This is a genomic window from Vibrio sp. R12-SW3-ISO1 (assembly GCF_059834005.1).
In genome coordinates this window covers 55,682-78,986 of the sequence record NZ_JCBDGK010000028.1, presented here as the reverse complement: position 1 = coordinate 78,986, position 23,305 = coordinate 55,682, and the positions used below count along the sequence as shown (strand labels likewise).

The following is a 23,305-nucleotide window of genomic DNA, read 5'->3' as shown; positions in this document are numbered from 1 at the left end:
GCTCAATGATTATCTTGACCTGGCGCTGAGTGTGGGCATCAACCAAGTGAGCAATATTGAGTTGAAAGTAAAAGAGGCCGCACGTTATCAAGATCAAGCCCGTCAAGCGGCGATCCGTGATGCCAATCAGAAAGCGCACGCGTTGTCTGAAGGGTTTGGTAAAACACTCAAAGGCGTGTGGCGAATCGATTATCGCAGCCAGCAAAACCAACCGGTATTGATGCGTACCATGAGTATGGACGCGAAAAGAGAGTCAGTGGGCTACCAAGATTCATCAATCATCATTCGTGATAGCGTGGATGTTATTTATCAGATTGATTAATTTCTTACTAAAAGCCTTTATTTTTTAAAGGGAAAAATAGCGAGGGGTCGAATGTGTCATCGCTCGCTCTTTAATCGACTTTCGTATTAATGCTATACTTCCTCCTCATTTTTTTAAGAGCATAGCTAGTGATGAAAAGCCGCAGTAACTTTTGGTATCTAATGCTAGTTATGTTAGTGCTCATATTGATAGTGATGACTTACTATCATAGCCGATACCAAGAAGTAAAAACGGCGGCAATGAACACCATCATCACTCAAGCTTCACATCAATTGACCTACAGCGAACGCGAGTATCTGAATGTTCGCAATCAGTTTGTTTCTGTCGTCAATTTGTTATCGCACAGTCGTAATCTTTATGACTATATTGCCAAGCCAACGGACGAGCATAAAACCATTGTCGAGCAGTCTTGGGCCTCGGTGACTGACAGCCAGCTGTGGTATACCCAAGTCCGCTATCTGGATCGTCAAGGCAAAGAGCAGATCCGCGTGAACTTCCTCGATGGCAAAAGTGTGGTCGTGAGTGAGAAGAACCTGCAAAATAAATCGCAGCGCGACTACTTTGATTACGCTCAAACTCTGGCAAAAAACGAGATAGGCACTTGGGGCGTCGATCTAGAAATCGAGCATGCTGAGGTGGTGTATCCCTATCGTCCTAGCCTGCGTTTGTTGACTCCGATATACCTCGATGAGGTGAAGACGGGTTACCTGATTCTTAATGTCGATGTGGAAGCGTTGGCATCGAGACTCAACTATGCCCCCGATGGCCTGCTGCGACCAAAACTCGCTAATGACGGCGGTTATTTCTTAGTCAGCGACAATCAACAAGAGCGTTTTGGCCATGTGATTGAAGAGCGTAAGCACTTCAGTTTGCCTCAACTCTTTCCTCAAGCTTGGGCCAAAATGCAGGTGAAAGAGTCCGGCTCAGTGATGGAGAACAGCGAGCTACTCGTGTTTGAGAAGTTGTACCTTTCCCCGCGCCATGAGATGTACTTGGTGATCCATTTAAGCCAGCAGCAGCTCAATGATCTCACGGGTCGAGAGTTATTGGAGCTGTTTCAAGAGGCACTACTCGCGACGCTACTGGTGATCGCAGTGATCGTGCCTGGCGGCGTATTGATCTTCTATTATCGTAAACGCAGTATTGAGAGCCAACTGGCGAGAGCGGCGCTCAGTGGGATGTCGGCGGTGATCATCACCGACCGCTGGTATCGAGCAATTTTAGTCAATGATGAGTTCAATAAGCTTACGGGACTAAGCCAACAAGAGGTGGTGAATCGGAATGTGTTCAAGATCTTGCTGGGGGAAAAGCAGATCGAAGCCTCAATGCACATTTTTGAACAACTGTCTAAGCATCAGTTTTGGGAAGGAGAGGTGAGACTCAACAGTTCGCCGCTCGATTATGACGTCACTGTGATTGCACGTGTTCAGAGCGTATTATCGAAAACGGGCAACGTCAGTTATTACATCACCTCTCTCGTGGATATTTCTGATCGCGTTGCCCTTGAAGAGCGCCTCAGGGTGCTGAGCGAAATTGATGAGCTAACCCAGCTTTGGAATCGACGCAAGTTTGATGCAGAGTTAAGAAAGAGTGCCAAGCTAGTGGAGCGCTACGGAGAGAGCAATACCACCTGCCTTGCCTTGATTGATATTGATTACTTTAAGCGAATCAATGATGAGCAGGGGCACGACCAGGGGGATCGCGTGATTCAGCGTGTAGGCAATCTGATTAAAGAGCGCTTACGCGATACTGATTTTGTGGCGCGAATTGGCGGCGAGGAGTTTGCAGTGATCATGCCTCACACGCCGCTTGAAGAAGCAGAACGCGCGCTCGATAGGTTGAGAGTAGCGACGGCGAATCAACTGGATATTCCGGTCACGATCAGTGTGGGCGTTACGGATATGACTCACGATTACACTCGCTGTTATAAATGCGCGGATATCGCACTGTATGAATCAAAAACCTTAGGGCGCAACCGCGTCTCTACTTGTCGCAGCAGCGACGACATCGCATAACGAACTCTTTCGTCTTAAAGAAGGTCTCTTCTTTAAGTACGTCGCGTCTTCATTGAGCACGTCAGTGCCTAAGTTAGTCCCCCAATTTTCTTTCTATTCACACTCTCTTTGTTAACTGCTCTATGCGTCTCCGTAATTGCAGGCAAAAGAAAAGGGAGCCGAAGCTCCCTTGATTCATGTTACTGAGTTCAACGATTATAGAACGTGAACTGACGCTGTGTTGGTTGTGCCAGAAGCAACAAGTGCACCTGATACCATTACAACGATGTCGCCTTTGTTACCAAGGCCAGACTCAAGTGCCAACTCTTTACCTTTGATGTAGAAAGAGTCAGTGCTGTCGATTGAGTCAACCAATACTGGGCGAACGCCTTTAGTCAGAACAAGTTGAGCGGCTGTCTTCTTGTTAGTCGTTAGCGCTAGGATGTTTGCTGTTGGGAAGTACTTACGTACTGAACGAGCAGACTTACCGCCTTCTGTTGCAACAACGATAAGAGGAGCCGCTAGCTTCTCAGCAGTGTCTACAGCGCCTTTACATACCGCTTCAGTGATGCGTAGACGTGGGCTGTCTAGGCGTGAACCTAGTTCCGCTTTTAGTGCAGAATCCGTGCGGTTAGCGATTTGAGCCATGATAGTTACCGCTTCTACAGGGTACTTACCTTTTGCTGTTTCGCCAGAAAGCATCACTGCATCTGTACCGTCCATGATAGCGTTCGCTACGTCACCCGCTTCTGCGCGTGTTGGACGAGGGTTCTTGATCATAGAATCCAGCATTTGAGTCGCTGTGATAACCACTTTACGTGCACGGTTACATTTCTCGATCATCATCTTCTGAGCGAAGATCACTTCTTCTGCTGGGATTTCAACACCTAGGTCACCACGAGCAACCATGATACCGTCAGAAAGGTCTAGGATTTCGTCGAAGTTATCCACACCTTCTTGGTTTTCGATCTTAGAGATGATGTGGATGTTTTCGCCGCCGTTTGCGTCTAGAAGTTCACGGATTTCTTTCACGTCTGCTGCTTTACGAATGAAAGAAGCGGCAACGAAATCAACGCCTTGCTCACAACCAAATTTAAGGTCGTTTTTGTCTTTTTCAGATAGAGCTGGAAGTTGAACAGAAACACCAGGAAGGTTAACACCTTTGTTTTCACCTAGTGCGCCGTTGTTTAGAACTTTACACTTCACTTCAGTTTCTGTTGTTGCGATCACTTCCATCTCGATAAGACCATCATCGACTAGGATAGTGTTGCCAACGTTTAGGTCAGCAGCGAAACCTGCGTAAGTGACCGCAACGGTGTTTTTGTTACCAACAACAGAAGTGTCTGTTGTGAATGTGAATTCTTGACCCGCTTCTAGATCAACGTCATCGCCGTTTTCTAGTTTGATCGTACGGATTTCAGGACCTTTAGTATCCAGAAGAATCGCAAGCTGTTTACCAGTGTTTGCCATGACTTCACGGAAGTTCGTGATACGAGTGCCGTGTTCTGCGTAGTCACCGTGAGAGAAGTTAAGACGCATTACGTTCATGCCTGCGTTTACAAGCTCAGTCAGTTTCTCTACAGATTCAGTTTTAGGGCCAATCGTACATACGATTTTGGTCTTTTTCATGGAAGATACTCTCCGGTCAATAATAGTTACAATTTGAAAGTCATGGATCATGTCGAAGTCGAGCGTTTTCTCGGGCTAAATGAGACGTCGCTCATAGAGAAAAACGTACTTTCAAGGTCAACTTCGCTACTGAAAGTCTTTCATCAAATTTAGTCATTTTATGACTAAATTGATGGGAAAATTCGCCGCAAATTTGTGACTAACCTAGGATATCAGCGGTTAGTTGCAAAAAAATAACAGTCAATTCTGTAATTTTTTTTCTTTTCGGTGGCGAATTCTACCACTGATTGACTCAAGGATCACTGTTTAAGAATTGTCTTAGGACAAGGTTTTGCCGCAATTTTTTTATTTTTTGGTTCAAAATAAATGGACGAAAATATTTCGTTTTGATTATAATTTGTTTTGATTTGAAACTTTGATTTTTGGTAATCATGTCGAAACGAAACACTCAATTAAGAAGACACTCTATTTCCCATCTCGTTAACGAGAAAGGAGAGGTCAGTGTTGAAGAGCTTTCTCAGCGCTTTGAGACCTCTGAAGTCACGATTAGAAAGGATCTGGCTTCTTTAGAGAAAAATGGTCAGTTGCTTCGCCGTTACGGTGGGGCGATCGCGCTACCGAAAGAAGTGGTCAGCGATGAATTGAGTGAAAATGTTTCGGTTCGCAAGAATGAGCTAGCGAAAGCCGCCGCCACCTTAATCCGTGAACACAACCGCATTGTCATCGACAGTGGCAGCACGACGGGCGCATTGATTCGTCAACTGGATGGCATGCGTGGTTTGGTGGTGATGACGAACTCGCTCAATGTCGCCAATGCGCTTAACGAATTAGAGAGTGAACCTACTTTACTAATGACGGGCGGCACTTGGGATGCACATTCCGAGTCGTTTCAAGGGCAGGTGGCAGAGTCGGTACTGCGTTCCTACGACTTTGACCAGCTTTTTATCGGTGCTGACGGCGTCGATTTGGCGCGTGGCACTACCACGTTCAATGAGCTTGTGGGCCTTAGCAAGGTGATGGCGGAAGTCTCACGCGAAGTGATTGTGATGGTCGAGTCCGAGAAAATTGGCCGTAAAATCCCAAACTTAGAGCTCGCTTGGGACTGTATTGACGTATTGATTACCAACAGCGATTTGCCGCCGGAGTACCAACAACAGATTGAGTCTCACGGCGTCACCGTAATTTGTGCCTAAACTTAAGTGTGAGTCTAGGCATCTCGTTTTAACCATATTATCGGCGCACGAACCGAATTGGCCACTTGGCGATATACGCCAGTGTTTTTTGCTTGCTGCTTATTCGGCTGACGCCTAAATCAAACAACCCTAGCAAAAGGGAAGGGAGTAGAACCTATGTGTGGAATCGTTGGTGCAGTGGCACAGCGTGATGTGGCGGAAATTTTAGTAGAAGGTCTCCGTCGCCTTGAATACCGCGGCTATGACTCAGCCGGTGTGGCGGTGGTCGACAGTGACAATAACCTCACTCGCGTACGTCGTCTCGGTAAGGTGCAAGAGTTGGCCGACGCTGTCGAGCAAGCGAACGTGCTTGGTGGCACTGGCATCGCACACACACGCTGGGCAACGCACGGTGAGCCGTCAGAAGTGAACGCGCACCCACACATGTCTGGCGATATTGCCGTCGTCCACAACGGGATCATCGAAAACCACGAAGCGTTGCGCGAGCTGCTTCAATCTCGTGGTTACGTGTTTGAATCACAAACTGACACCGAAGTGATTGCACACTTGGTTGAGTGGGAACGTCGCACCTCAGACACATTACTTGAAGCGCTGCAAAAAACCGCCAAGCAACTGGAAGGCGCTTACGGCACGGTAGCCGTGGATCGCAAAGATCCCTCTCGCATTGTGGTTGCCCGTTCGGGTAGCCCAATTGTGATTGGTTTTGGCGTCGGTGAAAACTTCCTTGCGTCAGACCAACTTGCGCTGCTGAGCGTGACACGCCGCTTTATGTACCTAGAAGAGGGCGATGTTGCAGAGGTGACTCGTCGCTCGGTCACCGTCTTTGATGCCAACGGCGAAGCGGTTGAGCGTGAAGTGATTGAGTCCAACGCTGAGCACGATGCCGGCGATAAAGGCAAGTACCGTCACTTTATGCAAAAAGAGATTTTTGAGCAGCCGACGGCGCTGATCAACACGATGGAAGGTCGTATTTCCGACAAAGCCGTCATCACCAATGCGATTGGCGTGAATGCCGAAGAGATCCTGAGCAAAGTCGATCACGTGCAGATTATTGCGTGTGGTACCTCTTACAACTCAGGCATGGCCGCGCGTTACTGGTTTGAATCCATTGCCGGCGTGAGCTGTGATGTGGAAATCGCGTCTGAGTTCCGTTACCGCGATTTCGTGGTTCGCCCAAACAGCTTGTTGGTGACGCTATCTCAATCTGGTGAAACGGCGGATACCCTAGCCGCGCTGCGTTTGGCTAAAGAGAAAGGCTACATGGCGGCGATGACCATCTGTAACGTCGCGGGCTCCTCACTGGTGCGTGAGTCTGACTTTGCCTTTATGACGCGCGCAGGCACAGAGATCGGTGTAGCCTCGACCAAAGCGTTTACGACCCAGCTTGCTGCGATGCTGATGATGGTGGTGTCTATTGGTCGCTTGCAAGGCCGCGTTAATGAAACGCGCGAAGCGGAGATTGTAAAAGCGCTCCATGAGCTACCAAGTGCGATTGAAAAAGCGCTCGCCTTTGACAAAGAGATCGAAGCGCTGGCTCCAGATTTTGCCGATAAGCACCACACCTTGTTCCTTGGCCGCGGCGAGTACTACCCAATCGCGATGGAAGCGTCGCTCAAGCTCAAAGAGATCTCTTACATTCACGCAGAGGCCTACGCCGCGGGTGAACTGAAACATGGCCCACTAGCCTTGATTGATGCGGACATGCCTGTTGTCGTGATCGCGCCGAGCAACGATCTGCTTGAGAAGCTGAAGTCTAACGTTGAAGAAGTGCGCGCTCGTGGCGGCCTGCTGTACGTCTTCGCCGATGCTGACGCTGGGTTTGAAGGCGATGAGAACATGAAGATCATCAAGATGCCGCACGTCAACGAAGTGACTGCACCTATCTTCTACACCGTTCCAATGCAGCTGCTGTCTTACCACGTTGCGCTGATCAAAGGCACCGACGTCGACCAACCTCGCAACCTAGCGAAAGCGGTAACGGTGGAATAACAGCCAAAAAAAGGCCTAGCATCTCGCTAGGCCTTTTAGTATCTGCTTGATTACCAGCGGTAATTGGCGTTTAGCACCACTGAACGTGATTGGCCGTAGTAGCACCAGTAATCACAACCAGACACATACTCTTTGTCTAGGATATTGTTGACGTTGAGTTGAGCTTGCCATTGCGACGTGATGTCGTAGGAGACAGACGCATCCCACAAGGTTACAGATGGGACTGTCAGATCTGACCATTTCGGGTTGTCTTTTGATTCACCGACGTAACGGACACCAGAACCAATATTTAGCCCAGGGATCCATGCTTGAGCGCGGTAGTCCAACCAAGCAGAGGCTTGATGCTCAGGAATCAGTGCGGCTCTCTTGGTTCCTTGTCCGCTTGTTTCCTCTGTTTTTGCATTGGTATAGGTGTAGTTTGCCGAGAGTTTGAGATCATCCGTTAGCTGAGCAACGGTTTGAATTTCGATACCGTTTGATGTCGCTTCACCCGTTTGTGTAACTTGATAGGTATCAGGGTTGGTGACCAAAGCGTTTTTCTCACTGATGTCAAACCAAGCGACATTGATGTACCCATCCAAGAATTCTGGCTGGTACTTTACACCGACTTCCACTTGCTCACCTTCGAGAGGCTTATACAGCTCTCCTGTACCACTATCAATCGTGCTCAAGACTTCAAAGGATTGTGAGTAACTCGCGTAGGGTGACAATCCAATGTCCGACAAATACATGATACCTGCATTTAACGATAACTGGCCATCATCTCGTGATTTCTTGTCTGAGCTGCTAGCCGTTTGGCCAACGTTCTCAGTGTTAACCCAGTCGTAGCGAGCGCCCACGCTGCCGACCCATCCTTGGTTCAGTTTTATTTGATACTGAGAGTAAACACTGGCTTGTGACTTGGTGATTTCACGATGTGTATTGTTCGCCATGTCGAGCGGGGTGTAATTACCGTACACAGGATTCCAAGGGTTGATGGTACCAAATGCGTAGCTGTCCTGCTCTTCACCTTCAGTTTCATGACGTTGAAGATCAAAACCGACAAGCACAGATTGCTCTGCGTTTGAGGTATACCAAGTACCCACAGCGTTGTTATCGAAAGTGAAGCTCTGGTTTTTCCCATCTCGATAAACCACCCCTTGTCCTAGCTCTTCAACACTCGAGTCATTGTTGAAAAAGGCATAGGAACTTCTAAGGTATAGCTCATTAGATGCGTAATTGAGATTTTGGGACCAAGTCCAACTGTCATTGATATCGTGTTGAAGTAGGTAGCCTAGAGAAAACTGTGTTCTTTCATACTTGTCGTAATCAGGTTGGCCTAGATTCGTACTTGGATCGATACTACCGAAATTGGAACCGATCAAAGTGCCCGCTGCCGGGAAGAATGGGTTGGTTGGTACACCGTCGTCTTCAAGGTAGGTAGCCAACAGAGTCAGAGTTGTGCGATCTGAAATGTCGATTTCAAGGCTAGGAGCTAAGTAGAATCGATCATTCTCAGTCTCGTTTAGCTCTCCTTCACTGCTTTTCATCGCTCCAACCAGTCGATATCTTACAGTGCCCTCTTCATTGGCAAGATCGGAAACGTCGAATGCGATCGATTGATGATTGTTCGTACCTACCTCCACTTTTAATTCACCTTGTGGCGTGAAGGTTGGTTTTTTCTGAACAGCGTTGACCACACCGCCAGGTGATGACTCACCAAATAAAATGGCGGATGGGCCTTTGATGACTTCAATACTTTCCAGTCCGTAAGGTTCGACTAGCCAAGTGTAGTAGCCATCACGAAATAGACGGTTGCCGTCTAGGTAGGTTGTCGCATTGAACCCGCGAACTTTAAACCAATCCGTATCATTATCCGCACCATAAGGCTGAGCCGTCACACCTGACGTGTAACGCAGCGCTTCATCAAGCTTTTGTGGGGCGCGGGTGCGTAGGTCATCTTCGGTGACAATTGACACACTGCGAGGCGTTTCTTGGGCAGGGGTGTCGACTTTAAGTGCTTGGGCCGTGACAGTGATGGTTTCCAGTTCCGTGGTGCTCTCTTGTGCAAAGACAGCGCTTGAACATACCACTGCAGCAGGCGCCAATCCCAACCAGATCGCTTTACGAACTGCGACTGAAAGAGGAGTTTGGTTATGCATGTCCTTTTCCTGTAAATGAAAGTTAAATTAATAATGATATTTATTATTATTCGTATTGGTTTTTATTTTACTGACTTTTTCATCAAAAGATAGTAAAACGTGCCCGACCCGAAACCCGAAACCCGAAACCCGAAAGTAGGAAGCATGTTCAATTGGTTTGAAAAATTAACGCAAGCGTTTCCCGAGCAAGAGCCGCAAATGCCGCCGAAGCATTTACTCGGCTTTTGTCGTCACTACACCCGAGGCTTTGAAGTGCCATTACTCTTGATGGCGATACTCAGTGCGTTGATTGCCTGGACGGAAGTGACGCTGCTCAGTTACATGGGCGAACTGGTCGATATTCTCAGCACCCAAGATCGCGCGACGTTTTGGCAAGACCAAGGCGATCGGATGTGGACTATGGTGCTGCTGGTTGTGGTGGTGATGCCCGCGCTGGGGATTACCCACTCGATGATCATGCATCAAACCTTGCTAGGTAATTATCCGATGTCGATTCGTTGGTTGATTCACCGCTATTTACTCAAGCAAGCGGTCGGCTTTTTCCAGCGAGATTTTGCTGGCCGAGTGGCAACCAAGGTGATGCAAAGTGCCCTGGCTGTACGTGAAACCGTGATGAAGCTGGTTGATGTACTGGTGTACATCTCGGTCTATTTCGTGGCGATGATCTGGATGATGGGCGAATCGGATCTGCTATTGATGCTGCCGATTGCGATTTGGTTGGTGATGTACATTCTTATCCAGCTGTTTTTTATCCCACGTCTGAAAAAGGTGGCGACTGACCAAGCCGATGCACGCTCAGTGATGACGGGGCGAATTGTCGATACCTACACCAATATTTCAACCGTTAAGCTTTTCTCCCACTCCAAGCGTGAATTGGAGTATGCCAAAGGCAGCATGAAGCAGTTTTTGCTGACGGTATATCGCCAAATGCGCATGGTGACTTGCCTGCTATTGAGTGTTGATGCGATTAACTATCTGCTGCTCATCTCTATTGCCGCTTTGTCGGTCATGTTATGGCTTGAGGCGAGTGTCACCATCGGTGTGATTGCGGTGGCAATCAGCATTGCGCTGCGCGTACAAGGCATGTCGAAATGGATCATGTGGGAAGTGAGCGCACTGTTTGAAAACATTGGTACCGTGGTCGATGGCATGAACACCATCTCCAATGATGTTGAAGTGCAAGATAAACCCAATGCACCCGCGTTGACGGTGACAAAAGGCGCCATCGAGTTCGACGCCGTGGATTTTGACTACACCGATGATAAACCGGTGTTTGAGCAGCTTAACTTAGCCATTAAACCGGGTGAAAAAGTCGGGATTGTTGGCCGCTCTGGCGCGGGTAAGTCAAGCTTGGTTAACTTGCTGCTGCGTTTTTACGATTTGAAAGGCGGCGATATTCGCATTGATGGTCAAAACATCGCAGACGTAAGCCAAGAGTCGCTGCGCCAGCAGATCGGTATGATCACGCAAGACACCTCACTGCTGCACCGTTCGATCAAAGAGAACATCCTCTACGGTGATCCTGATGCCGACGACGCGGCGCTGATCGAGGCGGCGAAAAAAGCCCATGCGCACGACTTTATCTGTGGCCTCAAAGATGAGCAGGGGCATAGCGGCTATGATGTCGAAGTGGGCGAGCGCGGGGTGAAATTATCCGGTGGGCAACGTCAACGTATTGCCATTGCGCGTGTGTTACTTAAAAATGCGCCGATCTTGATTATGGATGAAGCGACGTCCGCGCTCGATTCTGAAGTGGAGTCGGCGATTCAAGAAAACTTGCAAGTGCTGATGGAAGGCAAAACCGTGATCGCGATTGCACACCGTTTATCGACTATTGCTGCTATGGATCGCTTGATCGTGATGGATCAAGGCCGTGTGGTTGAGCAAGGCAGTCACCAAGAGCTCCTCGCACAAGAAGGCATCTACGCCCAACTTTGGAAGCACCAAACTGGCGGCTTCTTAGGTTAATCTTTCCAACCTCCATCACTCAAAAAGGTTCAACGATAGCGCGCTATGGTTGAACCTTTTTTTAATTACTCATATTATAAGGAAATAAAATTGATAATTGTTATCATTTTGTTTTCTTCGCTTTAAGAAAGAGTAATGCTAGACCCCCATCAACACAGTGCACGTCTCGCGGCTTCGTCCCTGGTCGTCGGTTACGATACACCGATCGTCAACAACATCAGTCTTGAGATTCAACCCGGTAAACTGACGATTTTGGTCGGTTCGAATGGGTGTGGAAAATCGACGCTGCTTAAATGCTTAGCACGAGTGCTGCCACCGATGTCTGGTCAGGTGTTGCTCAATGATGAGCCCATTCATCAATTGGGCGCGAAAGCGGTAGCAAAAACTTTAGCGCTTTTGCCACAAGGCCCGATTGCACCGGAAGGTCTCACTGTACGTGAGCTCGTCGCTCAGGGGCGCTATCCGCATCAAACCTTTTTCCAGCAGTGGAGTGAGCATGACGAGCAAATGGTGGATGAGGCAATGGCGATGGCCAACGTCACAGAACTCGCCGATCGTGCGGTGACCGACCTGTCGGGTGGTCAGCGTCAACGTTGTTGGATTGCCATGGTGCTGGCGCAAGAAACCGACATTATTTTGCTGGATGAGCCGACCACCTATTTGGATCTCAAAGTTCAGGTCGACTTGCTGAGCTTATTGAGCCAATTGGCGCATCAACACCATCGCACCCTTGTTGTGGTGCTACATGAACTGAATCTTGCCGCTGCGTATGCCGATGAGCTCATCATGATGAAAGCGGGCGCCATCTACGCCGCTGGCCATCCCGAGCAGGTCTTTACCGCCGACAACCTCAAGCAGGTGTTTGGTTTAAATGCCAATGTGATTCGCGATCCGCACACACAAACCTTGCAATGCGTACCCATCGAGACCGCGAGTGTTGCCCATGGGCAGACAAGGTCGGTGATGTCGGCGGTGATATGAGACGCTGTGCTTGGTTAAGTGGTGCCGGTCTTGGCGTGATGGCGATGATACTGCTGGGCTTTTTGCTTTGGCATTTATCCCTAGGGGCGCAGCCTGTCGCGCTGACGGAGGTATGGTCCGCGTTGGTGGCGTACGATGACAATCAGTTCTCTCATTTGGTGGTGCGAGAGTTGCGCTTACCACGCGCCATCGTTGCCGGGTCAGTGGGTGCGAGTTTGGCTGTGGCGGGTGCCTTAATGCAAGGTGTAACGAGAAATCCGCTCGCCGACCCTAGCTTACTCGGCATGATGACGGGCGGCGCGTTGGCGGTGGTCTATTGGATAAGTTTTGCGCCTGTCGAGGGCATCGTATGGTTGCCATTAGTGGCGGCCGTGGGCTCGCTGATTGCCGCTGCGGTAGTCTGGACGATTGCCGCGCGAACGCCGAGCGGAGTGACGCCGCTGACATTGACGCTGACCGGCTCGGCGTTTAGTGCGTTTACCGCCGCGCTCTTGTCGATTCATCATTTGATCGATCAGAAAACGTTTGAAACGTTACGCGGCTGGCTAGTGGGCTCTCTACTGGGGAGTCAATTGGAGACATACTGGTGGTGCCTACCATGGATTTTGTTTGGCTTAGTGGCTGCGATACTGCTGGCCCCAGCGGTGACGGCGATGTCGATGGGCGATCAGGTCGCGACGGGCCTTGGCATTGATATTCAAAAGCGCAAATGGCAGTTGCTGCTGTGCGTGGTGTCCTTGACGGCGGCCTCGGTCGCACTGGCAGGCCCGCTGGGTTTTGTCGGCTTGGTGATTCCGCATGTGGTCAAGCTGCTGGTGGGCAGTGATTATCGCTGGGTCGTGCCGTATTCGCTGCTGCTTGGCGGCGCCTACTTGCTGTTTGTTGACAGTTTGGCGCGCTGGTTGATTGCCCCACAAGAGGTGACGACTGGGCTGATGACGATTTTGCTCGGCGCACCGCTGTTTGTGTGGCTGGTCAAAACGAGGATTCGTTAACATGGTGGCGCTAAGGTGGCTCGGCGGTCGAGTCTCATTTCGGGTTCGTCCCAAAACGCTCGGCGTCATGGTGTTGATGGCTCTTTTGATGGCGTTGCTGTGGTTGCTCAGTATTGGCATCGGCAGTTATGCGCTCTCGATGCAGGCGCTATTGGATGAGGTGACGAGTGCGCTCGGCATGCAAGGCTCCATCGCTGATAGCCAGGCGGCGTTGGTGATGTGGGAGCTGCGCTTGCCGCGCAGTCTAGCGGCGTTGCAGGCGGGGGGCTTGTTTGCGCTTTCAGGAGCGCTGCTGCAAAACCTGACCCGCAACCCCCTCGCCGATCCCAGTTTGGTCGGCATCAGTCAAGGCGCGGCGTTTGCCGTGGTGTGTTTGACGATGCTGTTTCCGGAGGCGATCGACGCTTGGCGTGAAGTGAGCGCGTTTACCGGGGCGATGGTGGTCGCCGCGGGCGTGCAGAGCTTGAGTGGCTCTGGGCATCCGCTGAAATTTATCTTAATGGGTATCGGGGTGGCGGCGTTTTTCAGTGCCTTGACCTCAAGCTTGCTCACTTACGGTGATATTGATGCTGCCATGTCTGCACTGGCATGGCTATCGGGCAGCGTGCATGCGGTGACTTGGTCTGAAGTCGGACTGCTCTCCATCGCGCTGCTGACCACCTTGGTGTTGGCGATCGGCCAAGCACGTAACATGGCCGCATTGTCGTTTGGTGTTGATATGGCAGTCGGTCTGGGCGTGAACAGTGTTTGGGCGAGCCGTGTTCAGTTGATGCTGAGTGTGTGCGCGGCGGCGCTGGCGACTGCGATTGTTGGACCAATCGGTTTTGTCGGTTTGCTTGCACCGCACATGGCGAGAAAGATGACCATCGCAGGTCCTAATAGCCACTTAATATTGACTACATTGGTCGGCGCAAGCTTAGTGCTGTTCGCCGATACCTTAGGGCGCACCCTGTTTGCGCCGACGCAATTGGCCGCAGGCTTAGTGACCGCGCTTATTGGCGCGCCTTTGTTTGCGCTGCTCTTAATGCGAAAACAACAAGGCTAGAAAAAGAGAAGGGATACATCATGGTAAGAGAAGTCACTCGGCTAGGCGCGTTGCTGTTGGCCAGTGTCGTGAGTGTGTTGGCCGAGGCCTATCCGCTGACGATTGAACACAAATACGGTCAGATTGAGCTTAGCGAACAGCCGCAGCGCGTGGTCTCTGTCGGCGTCACGGATCATGATGATATTCTGGCGCTCGGCGTTATCCCACTAGCCGTACGCGATTGGTATGGTGACCAACCTTACGGCGTGTGGCCATGGGCGCAAGATGAGTTGGGTGATGCCAAGCCGGTATTACTCAAAGGACAAACGGTCGATTTTGAGGCCATCGCGCAGCTGAAACCGGATCTGATCATCGGCGTCTCTTCCGGCATGGATAAGAAAACCTACGACAAGCTCAGCACGATTGCGCCCACGCTCGCACAATCTGGTGCTTATACCGATTGGGCGATGCCGTGGGATGAGCGTCATCTTATGATAGGTAAAGCGCTAGGTTATGAAGAAAAATCGCAAGCCATAGTGCAAGATATAAAGCAGCAGATTGCTACGCTGCGGGCAAAGCACCCTGAGTTTGAAGGCAAATCGGCGGCGGTGGCGTTTTACTACAACAAACAGCCTGGCGCCTATGCGAGCAAAGACTTACGTTCACAATTTCTGATTGCGCTGGGCTTTCATATTCCAGAGTCCATTGATGCGCTCGCCAAGGAGGCGTTTTACACCTCGTTCAGCGAGGAACGTATGGACTTGCTAGACAACGACCTGGTCATCTGGCTGACCACGGAAGAGCAGCTTGAGCAGTCTAGCAACGCTATTTTTCGTAAACGCATGCCGTTTTACAAAGAGAAACGCGAATACTTCACTGGCGATATCATCGGTGGCGCGTTCTCCTTTTTTAGCCCATTGTCGATTCAATATTTGATTGATGAAATGGTGCCAGCGATGGCGAACATTCTTGAAGAGAAGTCATCCTAGCCCAAGCGCAGAGATTAACGTCAAAGAGAACGGATCAAAGAGAAGAGTATGACACACAATCGTTTACCCCATTTGTTGCTAGCAGGTTGGATGCTGACCGCGTCTTCTGCTGCGATGGCAACGGGGGCAGAGTTGAAACAGTCGCAACGTCTTGAAACAGAGATCACCACCGCAAATGCCAACACGCAAAGCCGCGTGTCGGCCAGCAGCGACAAAGCGCTCGATCTTGAAGCGCAAATTGAGCAGCGCCAAGCTGAGGTGGAAGGGCTAGAAGTGTATCGAGATCACCTTCGCGGCATGCTCGACAGCCAACAGAAAGAAATCGCCAGCTTTGATGAACAATTGTCAGAGATTGAGCGCACGCGCGAAAGCATCGTGCCGTTGATGTACAGCATGCTTGATGGGCTAGAGGCATGGGTAGAAAGCGATCGCCCACTTCGCCAAGAGGTGCGCCGCGAACGCGTTGCCAAGTTGCGTGAAATGATGACTCAGTCTGACGTCAGTGATGCTGAAAAGTACCGCCGCATTCTAGAGGCGTATCAAATCGAGTTGGATTACGGCACTAAGCTTGGTGCTTATTCTGCGCCGATTGAGGTTGACGGCAAATCACTTGTCACCGAGCAGCTCTATCTCGGCCGAATCAGCTTGGTAGCGCGCAGTGTTGATCGCGCGCACTACTGGGCGTGGAATGCGTCTAACGAACAATGGCAAGCGCTCGACAGCAAAGCCGGTTTAGAGATTGATAAAGCGTTTGATGTAGCGAATAAACAAGCCGCCCCAACGTTATTGCATTTACCGGTGTCGGTTAAGGAGAGTCAACAATGAGAGGGATGACTTGGCTAGCGGCGAGCGTGATCGCCGTTTCACTGTCTACGGTCTCGCTGTCTGTTGCTGCTTCGGATGCTGCCTTACTGAAAGAGACGCAACAAGCGAAAGTTGAGCAAGCGAAGCACAATCAAGCGCGTGAAGGGGAGTTTAAGCAGCGTGAACAGGCGTTGCAGGCAGAGCTTGATAAGCTCAACGCGCAGCTTGCCTCTCTCAAACAAGAAAACGAACAGCTGTCAGAGACCTTTCAGCAAAACGAAGCCGTACTGGCCGAAAAAGAGCAAGCCTTGCATCTGGCGACGGGCAGTTTAGGTGAGCTGTTTGGCGTAGTGCGCCAAGCGGCAAAAGATCTCGACCTTGAGCAAGCTGGCTCTGTCGCGACCCTAGGTCACGCTGATCACCGAGCGGTGGTAGAAGAGATTGTGGCCGCAAGACAGCTACCAGAAAAGAGGCAGCTCTACGGCCTGTGGCAGGCGTTTGCACAGCAAATCCAGGCCAGTGCTGAGGCGCAAACGCTGAACGTTGATGTCATCAACGGACAAGGTGAAACCGAGACAAAATCGGTGCTGCGTTTGGGTAGTTTTGCCTTAGCGGGTGAACAAGGTTACTTAGATTGGAGTGGTCAGCGCCAGCGCGCTACCGTGTACGCTCAGCAGCCACAGGGTGCACTGACTCTAAGCACTGATGTCATAAGCGGACTACCGATCGTTGCACTGGATGCCTCACGCGGCGCGCTGCTCGAACAGCTGGGAATGGCGCCGACTTTGCTCGATCGCATTGAGAACGGCGGTATCGTTGGCAAAGTGATCATCGCGCTACTGCTGGTGGGCATGGCGATTGGTCTGGTTCGCGGCGCAGCGTTACTGAGCGCGAAAGCAAAAATTGCCAAGCAGCTTAAACACACCGACTCGCCGCAAGATGACAATGCACTTGGGCGTATTTTGAATGTTTATCGTCAAGATAGCAGCCCGAATGTTGAGGCGTTGGAGCTGCGCTTGCTCGAAGCAGTGATGGACGAACAGCAGCACCTAGAACGCGGTTTATCGATGATCAAACTGCTGGCGGCGCTCGCTCCAATGCTTGGCTTGTTGGGTACGGTGACCGGGATGATTGATACTTTCCAAACCATTACTCAATTTGGCAACGCCGATCCGCGTGTCATGGCTGGCGGGATCTCAATGGCACTGATCACCACCGTATTAGGTCTGATTGCTGCGATGCCTCTGCTCCTGATTCACAATATCCTCGCCTCGAAAGCGGAAGCGATTCGCACCATTATCGAGAAGCAGGGTATTGGCTTGGTGGCTGAGCGCGCCGAGCAAGCAACCCGCCTTGTGAAGGATGCCGCGTAATGGAATGGCTGTCTCTACTCGATCTCGGGGGGAGCACGCTTGGCAGCACCATCAACGAGTTTATGTATCGTGGTGGTCCACTGCTTTGGTGGTTAGCGGGCGTGTTGGCGCTGTTTTGGTTACTGGCGATTGAGCGATTGGTGTACCTTTTTTGGCTGTTCCCCAAAGCACAACATCACTGGGTCGCCAAGTGGCAACTGCGTGACGATCGCCACTCTTGGTATGCGCTCGCTCAGCGCAGCGCTTGGTTGGCCGAAGCGAAGTTGGCGCTTGAACAACACTTGTCGTTGATGAAAGTGCTGGTGGCGCTTTTCCCTATGCTGGGGCTACTCGGCACGGTGACGGGAATGATCTCCGTGTTTGATGTGATGGCCGGGCAGGGCAGTGCGCAGCCGCGCTTGATGGCTGCGGGGATCTCGATGGCGACGTTGCCAACGATGGCGGGCATGGTCGCCGCATTAGTCGGCATGTTTGCCCACGCACGCCTCTCTAAGTGGAGCGAAACGCGTCACCTTCACCTCGAACGCTTAATGCGTATGACTAAATAGGAATGACCATGAGACTAGGTCGATACAAAAAACCGTCAGACGATGCCCAAGTGGACATGACCTCGATGCTCGACATCGTGTTTATCATGCTGATCTTCTTTATCGTCACCAGCTCGTTTGTGCGAGAGTCGGGCGTGGAAGTGAACCGCCCAACGGCGGCGAATGCCACTAGCCAAAAAGACGCGGGCATTTTTATTGCCATTACCGCCAACAACGAGGTCTACATCGATAAGCGATTGGTCGATGTAGAGCGAGTGCAAGCGACACTCGAAAATGTGCTGCTTGAACAACCGGATGCCTCCTTGGTCATTCAAGCCGATGCCTTTGCGTTCAATGGCACCGTGGTGCAAGTGATGGATGGCGCCAAAGGGGCGGGCATTGAGAAGATCGCATTGGCCACCGAGCAGAAATAGCCGGAAGAAGGAAGGGTATCCGTATGCTAGGACGTAAATCACGATGCTAAAACGATGGCTGATTGCCACCCCATTGGCCCTATTAGTGACGCTCTCTCTCTTTGCGTTTATGGCGTGGCTGGTGGACGCGGGAAAATCGCTGATGCCAGAGCCGCAGTCGGCGCTGCGCTTTGATGTCGTGCAAGTGGAAAACGAGCGTGCGGCGGCGCGCAGAGCAAGACAATTACCTGAGCCACCCAAAGCGCCGACCTTAGCCCCGCAAGTGGAGCGCTTGACGACCCAAATGGCCGCGCAGCAAATTCAGACCACGGCGCTACCCAATTTGCCTAACGTCAATCTGAGTACGTCAGTAACGGGAATGGCAATGGCAACGCCAGGGCCGATTCAACTTGCGCAAAACCAACAGCTCATGCCACTGCATCGTATTGAACCACGTTACCCCTCGCGGGCATTGAAACGAAAAATTGAAGGCTATGTAGTGATGCGATTTGCCATTGATGAAACCGGTCGGCCCGATGCGATTGAGGTGGTGGAAGGTTCGCCTCGCGGCGTATTTGATCGTGAAGCGATGCGCGCATTGCGTCAGTGGAAGTATCAACCTTTGATCGTCGCAGGCAAAGCGACCAGACAGGAAGGGCAAACCGTGAAATTAGAATTTAGGTTGCAATAATGACAAAGGTTACAGCATGGATACGCCGTCTTTTGGCATGGTCAGTGTTGATGGGCTTGATGAGCGTCCCGCAGGCGCAGGCGCAAGAGCTATCACGCAGCGTTGCGATGCGAGTCCATCAAGCGTTTGAGTTGTCTCAGCAAGAAAAAACAGCCGAGGCGGTGACCATCTTAGAAGGTATCGACGCCGTGAAAGCGTACGATCAAGCCTATGTGGCGCGTATGTTGGGCATTTTGTATTGGCAACAAGCGCAACCTCAGCGATCGCAAGTTGCGCTGGAAAACGCGTTGTCCACTGGTGCTTTACCGATTGAACAGGCGATTGAAACCGAGCGCATGCTGGCCGATATTTTGTTATCGACTGGGGAGCCGGCAAAAGCACTCAGACACTATCAAAGTGTGCTGGATAAAAAATCCGATGTGAGCCGCTCGCAAGCTGAAAAAATGTATACCACGGAATTTGTCACTCAACTGTGGCTGCGGGTCGCTCAGTCCAATTACCAGCTGCAAGATTGGCAAGCGGTACTGTCGAGTATCAAGCAGTATCAAGCGCTAGATAAAAAAGCGGATGTCTCTTTGCTGAGCATGAAGCTCGGCGCTCAAGTGGCGCTGAGTCACTGGAACGGAGCGGTGAGTACCACAGAGCAACTGCGTGCTTTGGAGTCCGATAACGAACTGTGGTGGAAGCAATTGACCAGCTTGCATCTTCGTTTGAAACACTACCCCGAGGCGTTGGCGACGCTCAAACAGAGAGAGCGAAAAGGCTTTGCTTTATCCTCTAGTGAGTATCAAACCTTAGCAGGGCTTTACGCCTCACAAGGCGCTCCAGAACTTGCTGCGAAGGTTTACGCCGAGCATCTGCTTGAACAAGAAGAGGCAGAGAGCTACGCCACGTTAGCTCGCTACTGGCAAGTCGCGAAGGAGTGGCAATACGCGCTAGAGGCCTGGCAACACGCCTCGCGCCTCAGTGCAGATCATCACTGGTCGTATGCGCAATTGCTGATGCAGCAGAAGCAGTATCAAGCGGCGCTGAATGTACTGGCCAGCATGCCGAGCAGTCAGCGTGTGGAATTGGCCAAGACGCAAGCCTTCTACCGATTGGATGAGCATGAAAAAGCCCTAGAAAGTGCGCAAAAGGCTCATCAACTGAAGGCCGATGAAACAACGCTGACCTGGGTACGATTCTTGACTCAGTCGCTTAACAAGGCGTCGTCGTAGGGATCAACGCGATCACCTCAGTTAAAGAATCGACCAGTGTCACTTTCTCGATAAGTGGTGCTTCTGGTGGCAGCAAATCGGGCACCATGATGACTGAACAACCTGCTGCCAAGGCCGATTTCACGCCGTTATTGGAGTCTTCTAACGCTAGGCATTGTGACGGTTTGAGGTTGAGTTGCTGGCACGCCATTAAGTAGCCATCTGGCGCGGGCTTACCTTGACTCACTTCATCAGAGGTGATCAGGTACTCAAACTGTTCGAGGACCTCGCGGCCAGCAAAATTTCTTAGCACCTCTTTTCGACCGGATGAGGTCACGATCGCTGCTCTCACGCCGTTCTTTTTAAGGTGGCGCATCAGCGTCTCAAAGCCTTTCTTGTAGTCAATGCCTAGTGCGCTGCGCTCAGTAAAGTCCTGATCTCGGCAGCGTATAAATCGCGGGAGATCAAACTCAGCACCAAAATGGTGCTGTAAGCGACGCTCACACTCGCCATCTTGTACGCCGATGAACCCCTGATAAAACTCGTCACACAAATCGAAACCTTGCTCTTTTGCCGCCTGTTGCCAACTTTTTTTATAGAGCGACTCTGTATCAAAGATCAGCCCATCCATATCAAACAATACCGCTTTCATTGTCTTTTCTCCGTCACTGCTCTTCGTCATCAATTCTCTTGGCCATTGTGCGTCACCATCCTAACCAATTTTACGATGAAATTTTGATGAAGCTTATTTTGTAATTTAATTACATATTCGCGCCTCTCATCGATATTTGATGAATAATTGAACCAAAGTCGCGCAGAGAGTGAACTAAAGTGGTGCTTAAAAATCGGATAAATAATAAAAATGAGATCTTTGTCACTAAATATTTTAAGTGTGTGGATTGTGTTTTTGTGATCTAAATCTCTGGTTATTGATAATCATTATCGAAAAAATGGCTTTGTAATTTACTGACAGCGAATAAATGTGATTTAGATCACCATAAAAAAGATATGTTAATGCCTTGTGTGTGATCTGAGTCACCAAATTGTGGGTGAGGGTGCCTTTTAGAAATGTTGTGATACATTTTAATCGACTTTTGAACAAACATTTTGGGCCATTTGGCCAACCAATACAAACTGAGGTCTCCCTATGTTATCACCAGAAGCTAAGATCAAAGTCCAAAACTTTGGTCGTTTTCTATCCAACATGGTAATGCCAAACATCGGTGCATTTATTGCCTGGGGTTTCATTACTGCACTTTTCATCCCAACCGGCTGGTTGCCAAACGAAACATTGGCATCACTAGTTGGCCCAATGATCAAATTCCTATTGCCACTGCTGATCGGTTACACCGGCGGTAAAATGGTGGGCGGCGACCGCGGTGCGGTTGTAGGTGCCATCACGACAATGGGTGTGATTGTCGGTACTGATATTCCTATGTTCATGGGCGCGATGATTGTCGGTCCACTTGGTGGCTACGCTATCAAGAAATTCGATGAGTCGGTTCACGGTAAAGTGAAAAGCGGCTTTGAAATGCTAGTGAACAACTTCTCTGCCGGTATCATCGGTATGATCCTCGCTATCCTAGCATTCTTCATCATTGGCCCTGCGGTAAAAGTTCTTTCTAGCGCATTGGCAGCGGGCGTAAACGTGATGGTAGAAACAGGTGCATTGCCACTCGCTTCTATCTTCGTTGAGCCAGCGAAAATCCTCTTCCTTAACAACGCGATTAACCACGGTATCTTCTCGCCACTGGGTATCCAGCAGTCTGAAGAACTTGGCCGCTCAATCTTCTTCCTAATTGAAGCGAACCCAGGTCCTGGTCTAGGTCTTCTATTGGCTTACATGGCGTTTGGTAAAGGTAACGCGAAGCAGTCGGCAGCGGGTGCGTCAATCATCCACTTCCTAGGTGGTATTCACGAAATCTACTTCCCATACGTGTTGATGAACCCTCGTCTTATCCTTGCGGTTATTGCCGGTGGTATGACAGGCGTGTTCACTAACGTGATGTTTGATTCTGGTCTTATTTCTCCAGCGTCTCCTGGTTCAATCTTTGCGGTACTACTGATGACGCCTAAAGGCTCATACGTGGGTGTGGTTCTATCTGTGATTGCATCCGCCGCTGTGTCGTTCATCGTTGCTTCTATCCTAATGAAAACTTCAAAAGCGACCGACGAAGACGAGTCTCTAGAGAAAGCTTCTGCCGCTATGCACGACATGAAAGCAGCATCTAAAGGTCAAACCGCTGCAGTTTCTGTGGACCCAGCAGCAGTGAAAGCGATTTACGTTGCCTGTGATGCGGGTATGGGCTCAAGTGCGATGGGCGCAGGTCTTCTACGTAAGAAAGTGCAAGCGGCTGGTCTGGATATTGAAGTCTCGAACTTGGCCATCAACAACCTACCGAGTGACTCGCAAATCGTGGTGACTCACAAAGATTTGACAGACCGTGCTCGTACTCATGCTACTAGCGCAATGCACATCTCTCTAAGCAACTTCTTAGATGGCACTGTGTATGACAACCTTGTTGCTCAGCTAGTTGAAGCAAGGAGTGGCGCTGTAAAAAAGCCTGAGGCACCTGCAGCGGCCGAGGAAAAGGAACAGACGTTGACGCTGACTAGCGACAGTGTATTCCTCGGATTAAAAGCCAACTCTAAGGAAGAGGCGATTAAGTTTGCAGGTGAGCAACTGGTCAAATTAGGCAACGTTGCACCTGAATATGTTGATGGCATGTTTGCCCGCGAAGAACTCGTGTCTACCTACCTAGGTGAGTCAATTGCGGTGCCACACGGAACTATTGAAGCGAAACAGTACGTCAAGAAAACCGGCATTGTGTTCTGCCAATACCCTGAAGGTATTAAGTGGGGTGAAGATGAGGATGACATCGCCAAGATGGTCATCGGCATCGCTGCCCAAGGTGATGAGCACAACATGGTTCTCATGGCTATTACCAATTCACTTGATGACGAAGAGGCCGTTGAGCGTTTACAGAACACAACCAACCCAGAAGATGTTCTGAATATTCTCAATGCATAGCAGTACTTTGTCTAGCTCCTAAGTGAACGAGGCCAGTTCTCCCCC

At 50.4% G+C, this 23,305-nt stretch carries 19 protein-coding genes; 16 read left to right on the top strand and 3 right to left on the bottom strand.

Annotation, left to right across the window (positions count from 1 at the left end):
* Positions 1-322: SIMPL domain-containing protein (locus tag AC6R0R_RS08770; RefSeq protein ID WP_500626416.1), on the top strand; the 322-nt coding region annotated here is incomplete at its 5' end.
* A 194-nt stretch (positions 323-516) separates the two neighbouring features.
* A complete protein-coding gene (locus tag AC6R0R_RS08765; protein WP_500626415.1) occupies positions 517-2,337 on the top strand; it encodes a GGDEF domain-containing protein in 1,821 nt (606 codons plus the stop codon).
* A 195-nt stretch (positions 2,338-2,532) separates the two neighbouring features.
* On the opposite strand, the gene pykF is transcribed toward AC6R0R_RS08765, so the two are convergent.
* Entirely contained in the window at positions 2,533-3,945 is a 1,413-nt protein-coding gene (gene pykF, locus AC6R0R_RS08760; RefSeq protein WP_500626414.1) for a pyruvate kinase PykF, read from the bottom strand.
* Positions 3,946-4,376: 431 nt separating this feature from the next.
* Between pykF and AC6R0R_RS08755 the strand changes: the two genes are divergently transcribed.
* A complete protein-coding gene (locus tag AC6R0R_RS08755) occupies positions 4,377-5,138 on the top strand; it encodes a DeoR/GlpR family DNA-binding transcription regulator (RefSeq protein ID WP_487903578.1) in 762 nt (253 codons plus the stop codon).
* A 156-nt stretch (positions 5,139-5,294) separates the two neighbouring features.
* Entirely contained in the window at positions 5,295-7,127 is a 1,833-nt protein-coding gene (gene glmS / locus AC6R0R_RS08750) for a glutamine--fructose-6-phosphate transaminase (isomerizing) (RefSeq protein ID WP_500626413.1), read from the top strand.
* Positions 7,128-7,177: 50 nt separating this feature from the next.
* Here glmS and AC6R0R_RS08745 read toward each other — a convergent pair whose 3' ends face one another.
* Positions 7,178-9,268 carry a TonB-dependent siderophore receptor gene (locus AC6R0R_RS08745; RefSeq protein ID WP_500626412.1) on the bottom strand — a complete coding sequence of 697 codons (2,091 nt, stop codon included), beginning with the start codon at positions 9,266-9,268 and terminating at the stop codon, positions 7,178-7,180.
* Between the two features lie 144 nt (positions 9,269-9,412).
* Here AC6R0R_RS08745 and AC6R0R_RS08740 point away from each other — a divergent pair, with 144 nt between their 5' ends.
* The 11 genes from AC6R0R_RS08740 to AC6R0R_RS08690 all read left to right on the top strand — a co-directional run bounded on the left by AC6R0R_RS08740 (position 9,413) and on the right by AC6R0R_RS08690 (position 20,250).
* A complete protein-coding gene (locus tag AC6R0R_RS08740) occupies positions 9,413-11,236 on the top strand; it encodes an ABC transporter ATP-binding protein (RefSeq protein WP_500626411.1) in 1,824 nt (607 codons plus the stop codon).
* A gap of 135 nt (positions 11,237-11,371) precedes the next feature.
* The gene (locus AC6R0R_RS08735) at positions 11,372-12,217 is read left to right on the top strand and encodes an ABC transporter ATP-binding protein (RefSeq protein ID WP_500626410.1); all 846 of its coding nucleotides are present in this window, start codon (positions 11,372-11,374) and stop codon (positions 12,215-12,217) included.
* Positions 12,148-13,212: a FecCD family ABC transporter permease gene (locus AC6R0R_RS08730; protein WP_500626409.1), complete on the top strand. Its 1,065-nt coding sequence runs from the start codon at positions 12,148-12,150 to the stop codon at positions 13,210-13,212. The genes AC6R0R_RS08735 and AC6R0R_RS08730 overlap by 70 nt, the downstream gene beginning before the upstream one ends.
* A 1-nt stretch (position 13,213) precedes the next feature.
* Entirely contained in the window at positions 13,214-14,257 is a 1,044-nt protein-coding gene (locus tag AC6R0R_RS08725; RefSeq protein WP_500626408.1) for a FecCD family ABC transporter permease, read from the top strand.
* Positions 14,258-14,277: 20 nt separating this feature from the next.
* Entirely contained in the window at positions 14,278-15,225 is a 948-nt protein-coding gene (locus tag AC6R0R_RS08720) for an iron-siderophore ABC transporter substrate-binding protein (protein ID WP_334568361.1), read from the top strand.
* Positions 15,226-15,273: 48 nt separating this feature from the next.
* Complete coding sequence (locus AC6R0R_RS08715) at positions 15,274-16,050, top strand: DUF3450 domain-containing protein (RefSeq protein WP_500626407.1); 777 nt, start codon at positions 15,274-15,276, stop codon at positions 16,048-16,050.
* Between the two features lie 5 nt (positions 16,051-16,055).
* The gene (locus tag AC6R0R_RS08710) at positions 16,056-17,402 is read left to right on the top strand and encodes a MotA/TolQ/ExbB proton channel family protein (RefSeq protein WP_500626420.1); all 1,347 of its coding nucleotides are present in this window, start codon (positions 16,056-16,058) and stop codon (positions 17,400-17,402) included.
* Positions 17,402-17,950 (top strand): MotA/TolQ/ExbB proton channel family protein, encoded by a 549-nt coding sequence (locus tag AC6R0R_RS08705; RefSeq protein ID WP_500626406.1) that lies wholly within the window; start codon positions 17,402-17,404, stop codon positions 17,948-17,950. Before AC6R0R_RS08710 ends, AC6R0R_RS08705 begins: the two co-directional genes overlap by 1 nt.
* Before the next feature lie 8 nt (positions 17,951-17,958).
* On the top strand, positions 17,959-18,363 hold the full coding sequence (locus AC6R0R_RS08700) for an ExbD/TolR family protein (protein ID WP_334553579.1): 405 nt from the start codon (positions 17,959-17,961) through the stop codon (positions 18,361-18,363).
* Between the two features lie 43 nt (positions 18,364-18,406).
* Entirely contained in the window at positions 18,407-19,033 is a 627-nt protein-coding gene (locus AC6R0R_RS08695; protein ID WP_500626405.1) for an energy transducer TonB, read from the top strand.
* Positions 19,033-20,250 (top strand): tetratricopeptide repeat protein, encoded by a 1,218-nt coding sequence (locus AC6R0R_RS08690; protein WP_500626404.1) that lies wholly within the window; start codon positions 19,033-19,035, stop codon positions 20,248-20,250. Before AC6R0R_RS08695 ends, AC6R0R_RS08690 begins: the two co-directional genes overlap by 1 nt.
* On the opposite strand, the gene AC6R0R_RS08685 is transcribed toward AC6R0R_RS08690, so the two are convergent.
* Positions 20,231-20,911, bottom strand: a complete 681-nt coding sequence (locus tag AC6R0R_RS08685; RefSeq protein WP_500626403.1) for an HAD family hydrolase — start codon at positions 20,909-20,911, stop codon at positions 20,231-20,233. The two genes, AC6R0R_RS08690 and AC6R0R_RS08685, sit on opposite strands and share 20 nt — an antisense overlap.
* Positions 20,912-21,376: 465 nt before the next feature.
* Here AC6R0R_RS08685 and AC6R0R_RS08680 point away from each other — a divergent pair, with 465 nt between their 5' ends.
* Positions 21,377-23,260 (top strand): PTS mannitol transporter subunit IICBA, encoded by a 1,884-nt coding sequence (locus AC6R0R_RS08680; protein WP_500626402.1) that lies wholly within the window; start codon positions 21,377-21,379, stop codon positions 23,258-23,260.
* Positions 23,261-23,305: the final 45 nt, after the last annotated feature.

Excerpts from the sequence above, each read along its gene's own strand:
- AC6R0R_RS08765 (WP_500626415.1), top strand. The coding sequence starts at position 517 with ATGACTTACTATCATAGCCGATACCAAGAAGTAAAAACGGCGGCAATG.
- pykF (WP_500626414.1), bottom strand. The coding sequence starts at position 3,945 with ATGAAAAAGACCAAAATCGTATGTACGATTGGCCCTAAAACTGAATCT.
- AC6R0R_RS08755 (WP_487903578.1), top strand. The coding sequence starts at position 4,377 with ATGTCGAAACGAAACACTCAATTAAGAAGACACTCTATTTCCCATCTC.
- glmS (WP_500626413.1), top strand. The coding sequence starts at position 5,295 with ATGTGTGGAATCGTTGGTGCAGTGGCACAGCGTGATGTGGCGGAAATT.
- AC6R0R_RS08745 (WP_500626412.1), bottom strand. The coding sequence starts at position 9,268 with ATGCATAACCAAACTCCTCTTTCAGTCGCAGTTCGTAAAGCGATCTGG.
- AC6R0R_RS08740 (WP_500626411.1), top strand. The coding sequence starts at position 9,413 with ATGTTCAATTGGTTTGAAAAATTAACGCAAGCGTTTCCCGAGCAAGAG.
- AC6R0R_RS08735 (WP_500626410.1), top strand. The coding sequence starts at position 11,372 with ATGCTAGACCCCCATCAACACAGTGCACGTCTCGCGGCTTCGTCCCTG.
- AC6R0R_RS08730 (WP_500626409.1), top strand. The coding sequence starts at position 12,148 with ATGCGTACCCATCGAGACCGCGAGTGTTGCCCATGGGCAGACAAGGTC.
- AC6R0R_RS08725 (WP_500626408.1), top strand. The coding sequence starts at position 13,214 with ATGGTGGCGCTAAGGTGGCTCGGCGGTCGAGTCTCATTTCGGGTTCGT.
- AC6R0R_RS08720 (WP_334568361.1), top strand. The coding sequence starts at position 14,278 with ATGGTAAGAGAAGTCACTCGGCTAGGCGCGTTGCTGTTGGCCAGTGTC.
- AC6R0R_RS08715 (WP_500626407.1), top strand. The coding sequence starts at position 15,274 with ATGACACACAATCGTTTACCCCATTTGTTGCTAGCAGGTTGGATGCTG.
- AC6R0R_RS08710 (WP_500626420.1), top strand. The coding sequence starts at position 16,056 with ATGACTTGGCTAGCGGCGAGCGTGATCGCCGTTTCACTGTCTACGGTC.
- AC6R0R_RS08705 (WP_500626406.1), top strand. The coding sequence starts at position 17,402 with ATGGAATGGCTGTCTCTACTCGATCTCGGGGGGAGCACGCTTGGCAGC.
- AC6R0R_RS08700 (WP_334553579.1), top strand. The coding sequence starts at position 17,959 with ATGAGACTAGGTCGATACAAAAAACCGTCAGACGATGCCCAAGTGGAC.
- AC6R0R_RS08695 (WP_500626405.1), top strand. The coding sequence starts at position 18,407 with ATGCTAAAACGATGGCTGATTGCCACCCCATTGGCCCTATTAGTGACG.
- AC6R0R_RS08690 (WP_500626404.1), top strand. The coding sequence starts at position 19,033 with ATGACAAAGGTTACAGCATGGATACGCCGTCTTTTGGCATGGTCAGTG.
- AC6R0R_RS08685 (WP_500626403.1), bottom strand. The coding sequence starts at position 20,911 with ATGACGAAGAGCAGTGACGGAGAAAAGACAATGAAAGCGGTATTGTTT.
- AC6R0R_RS08680 (WP_500626402.1), top strand. The coding sequence starts at position 21,377 with ATGTTATCACCAGAAGCTAAGATCAAAGTCCAAAACTTTGGTCGTTTT.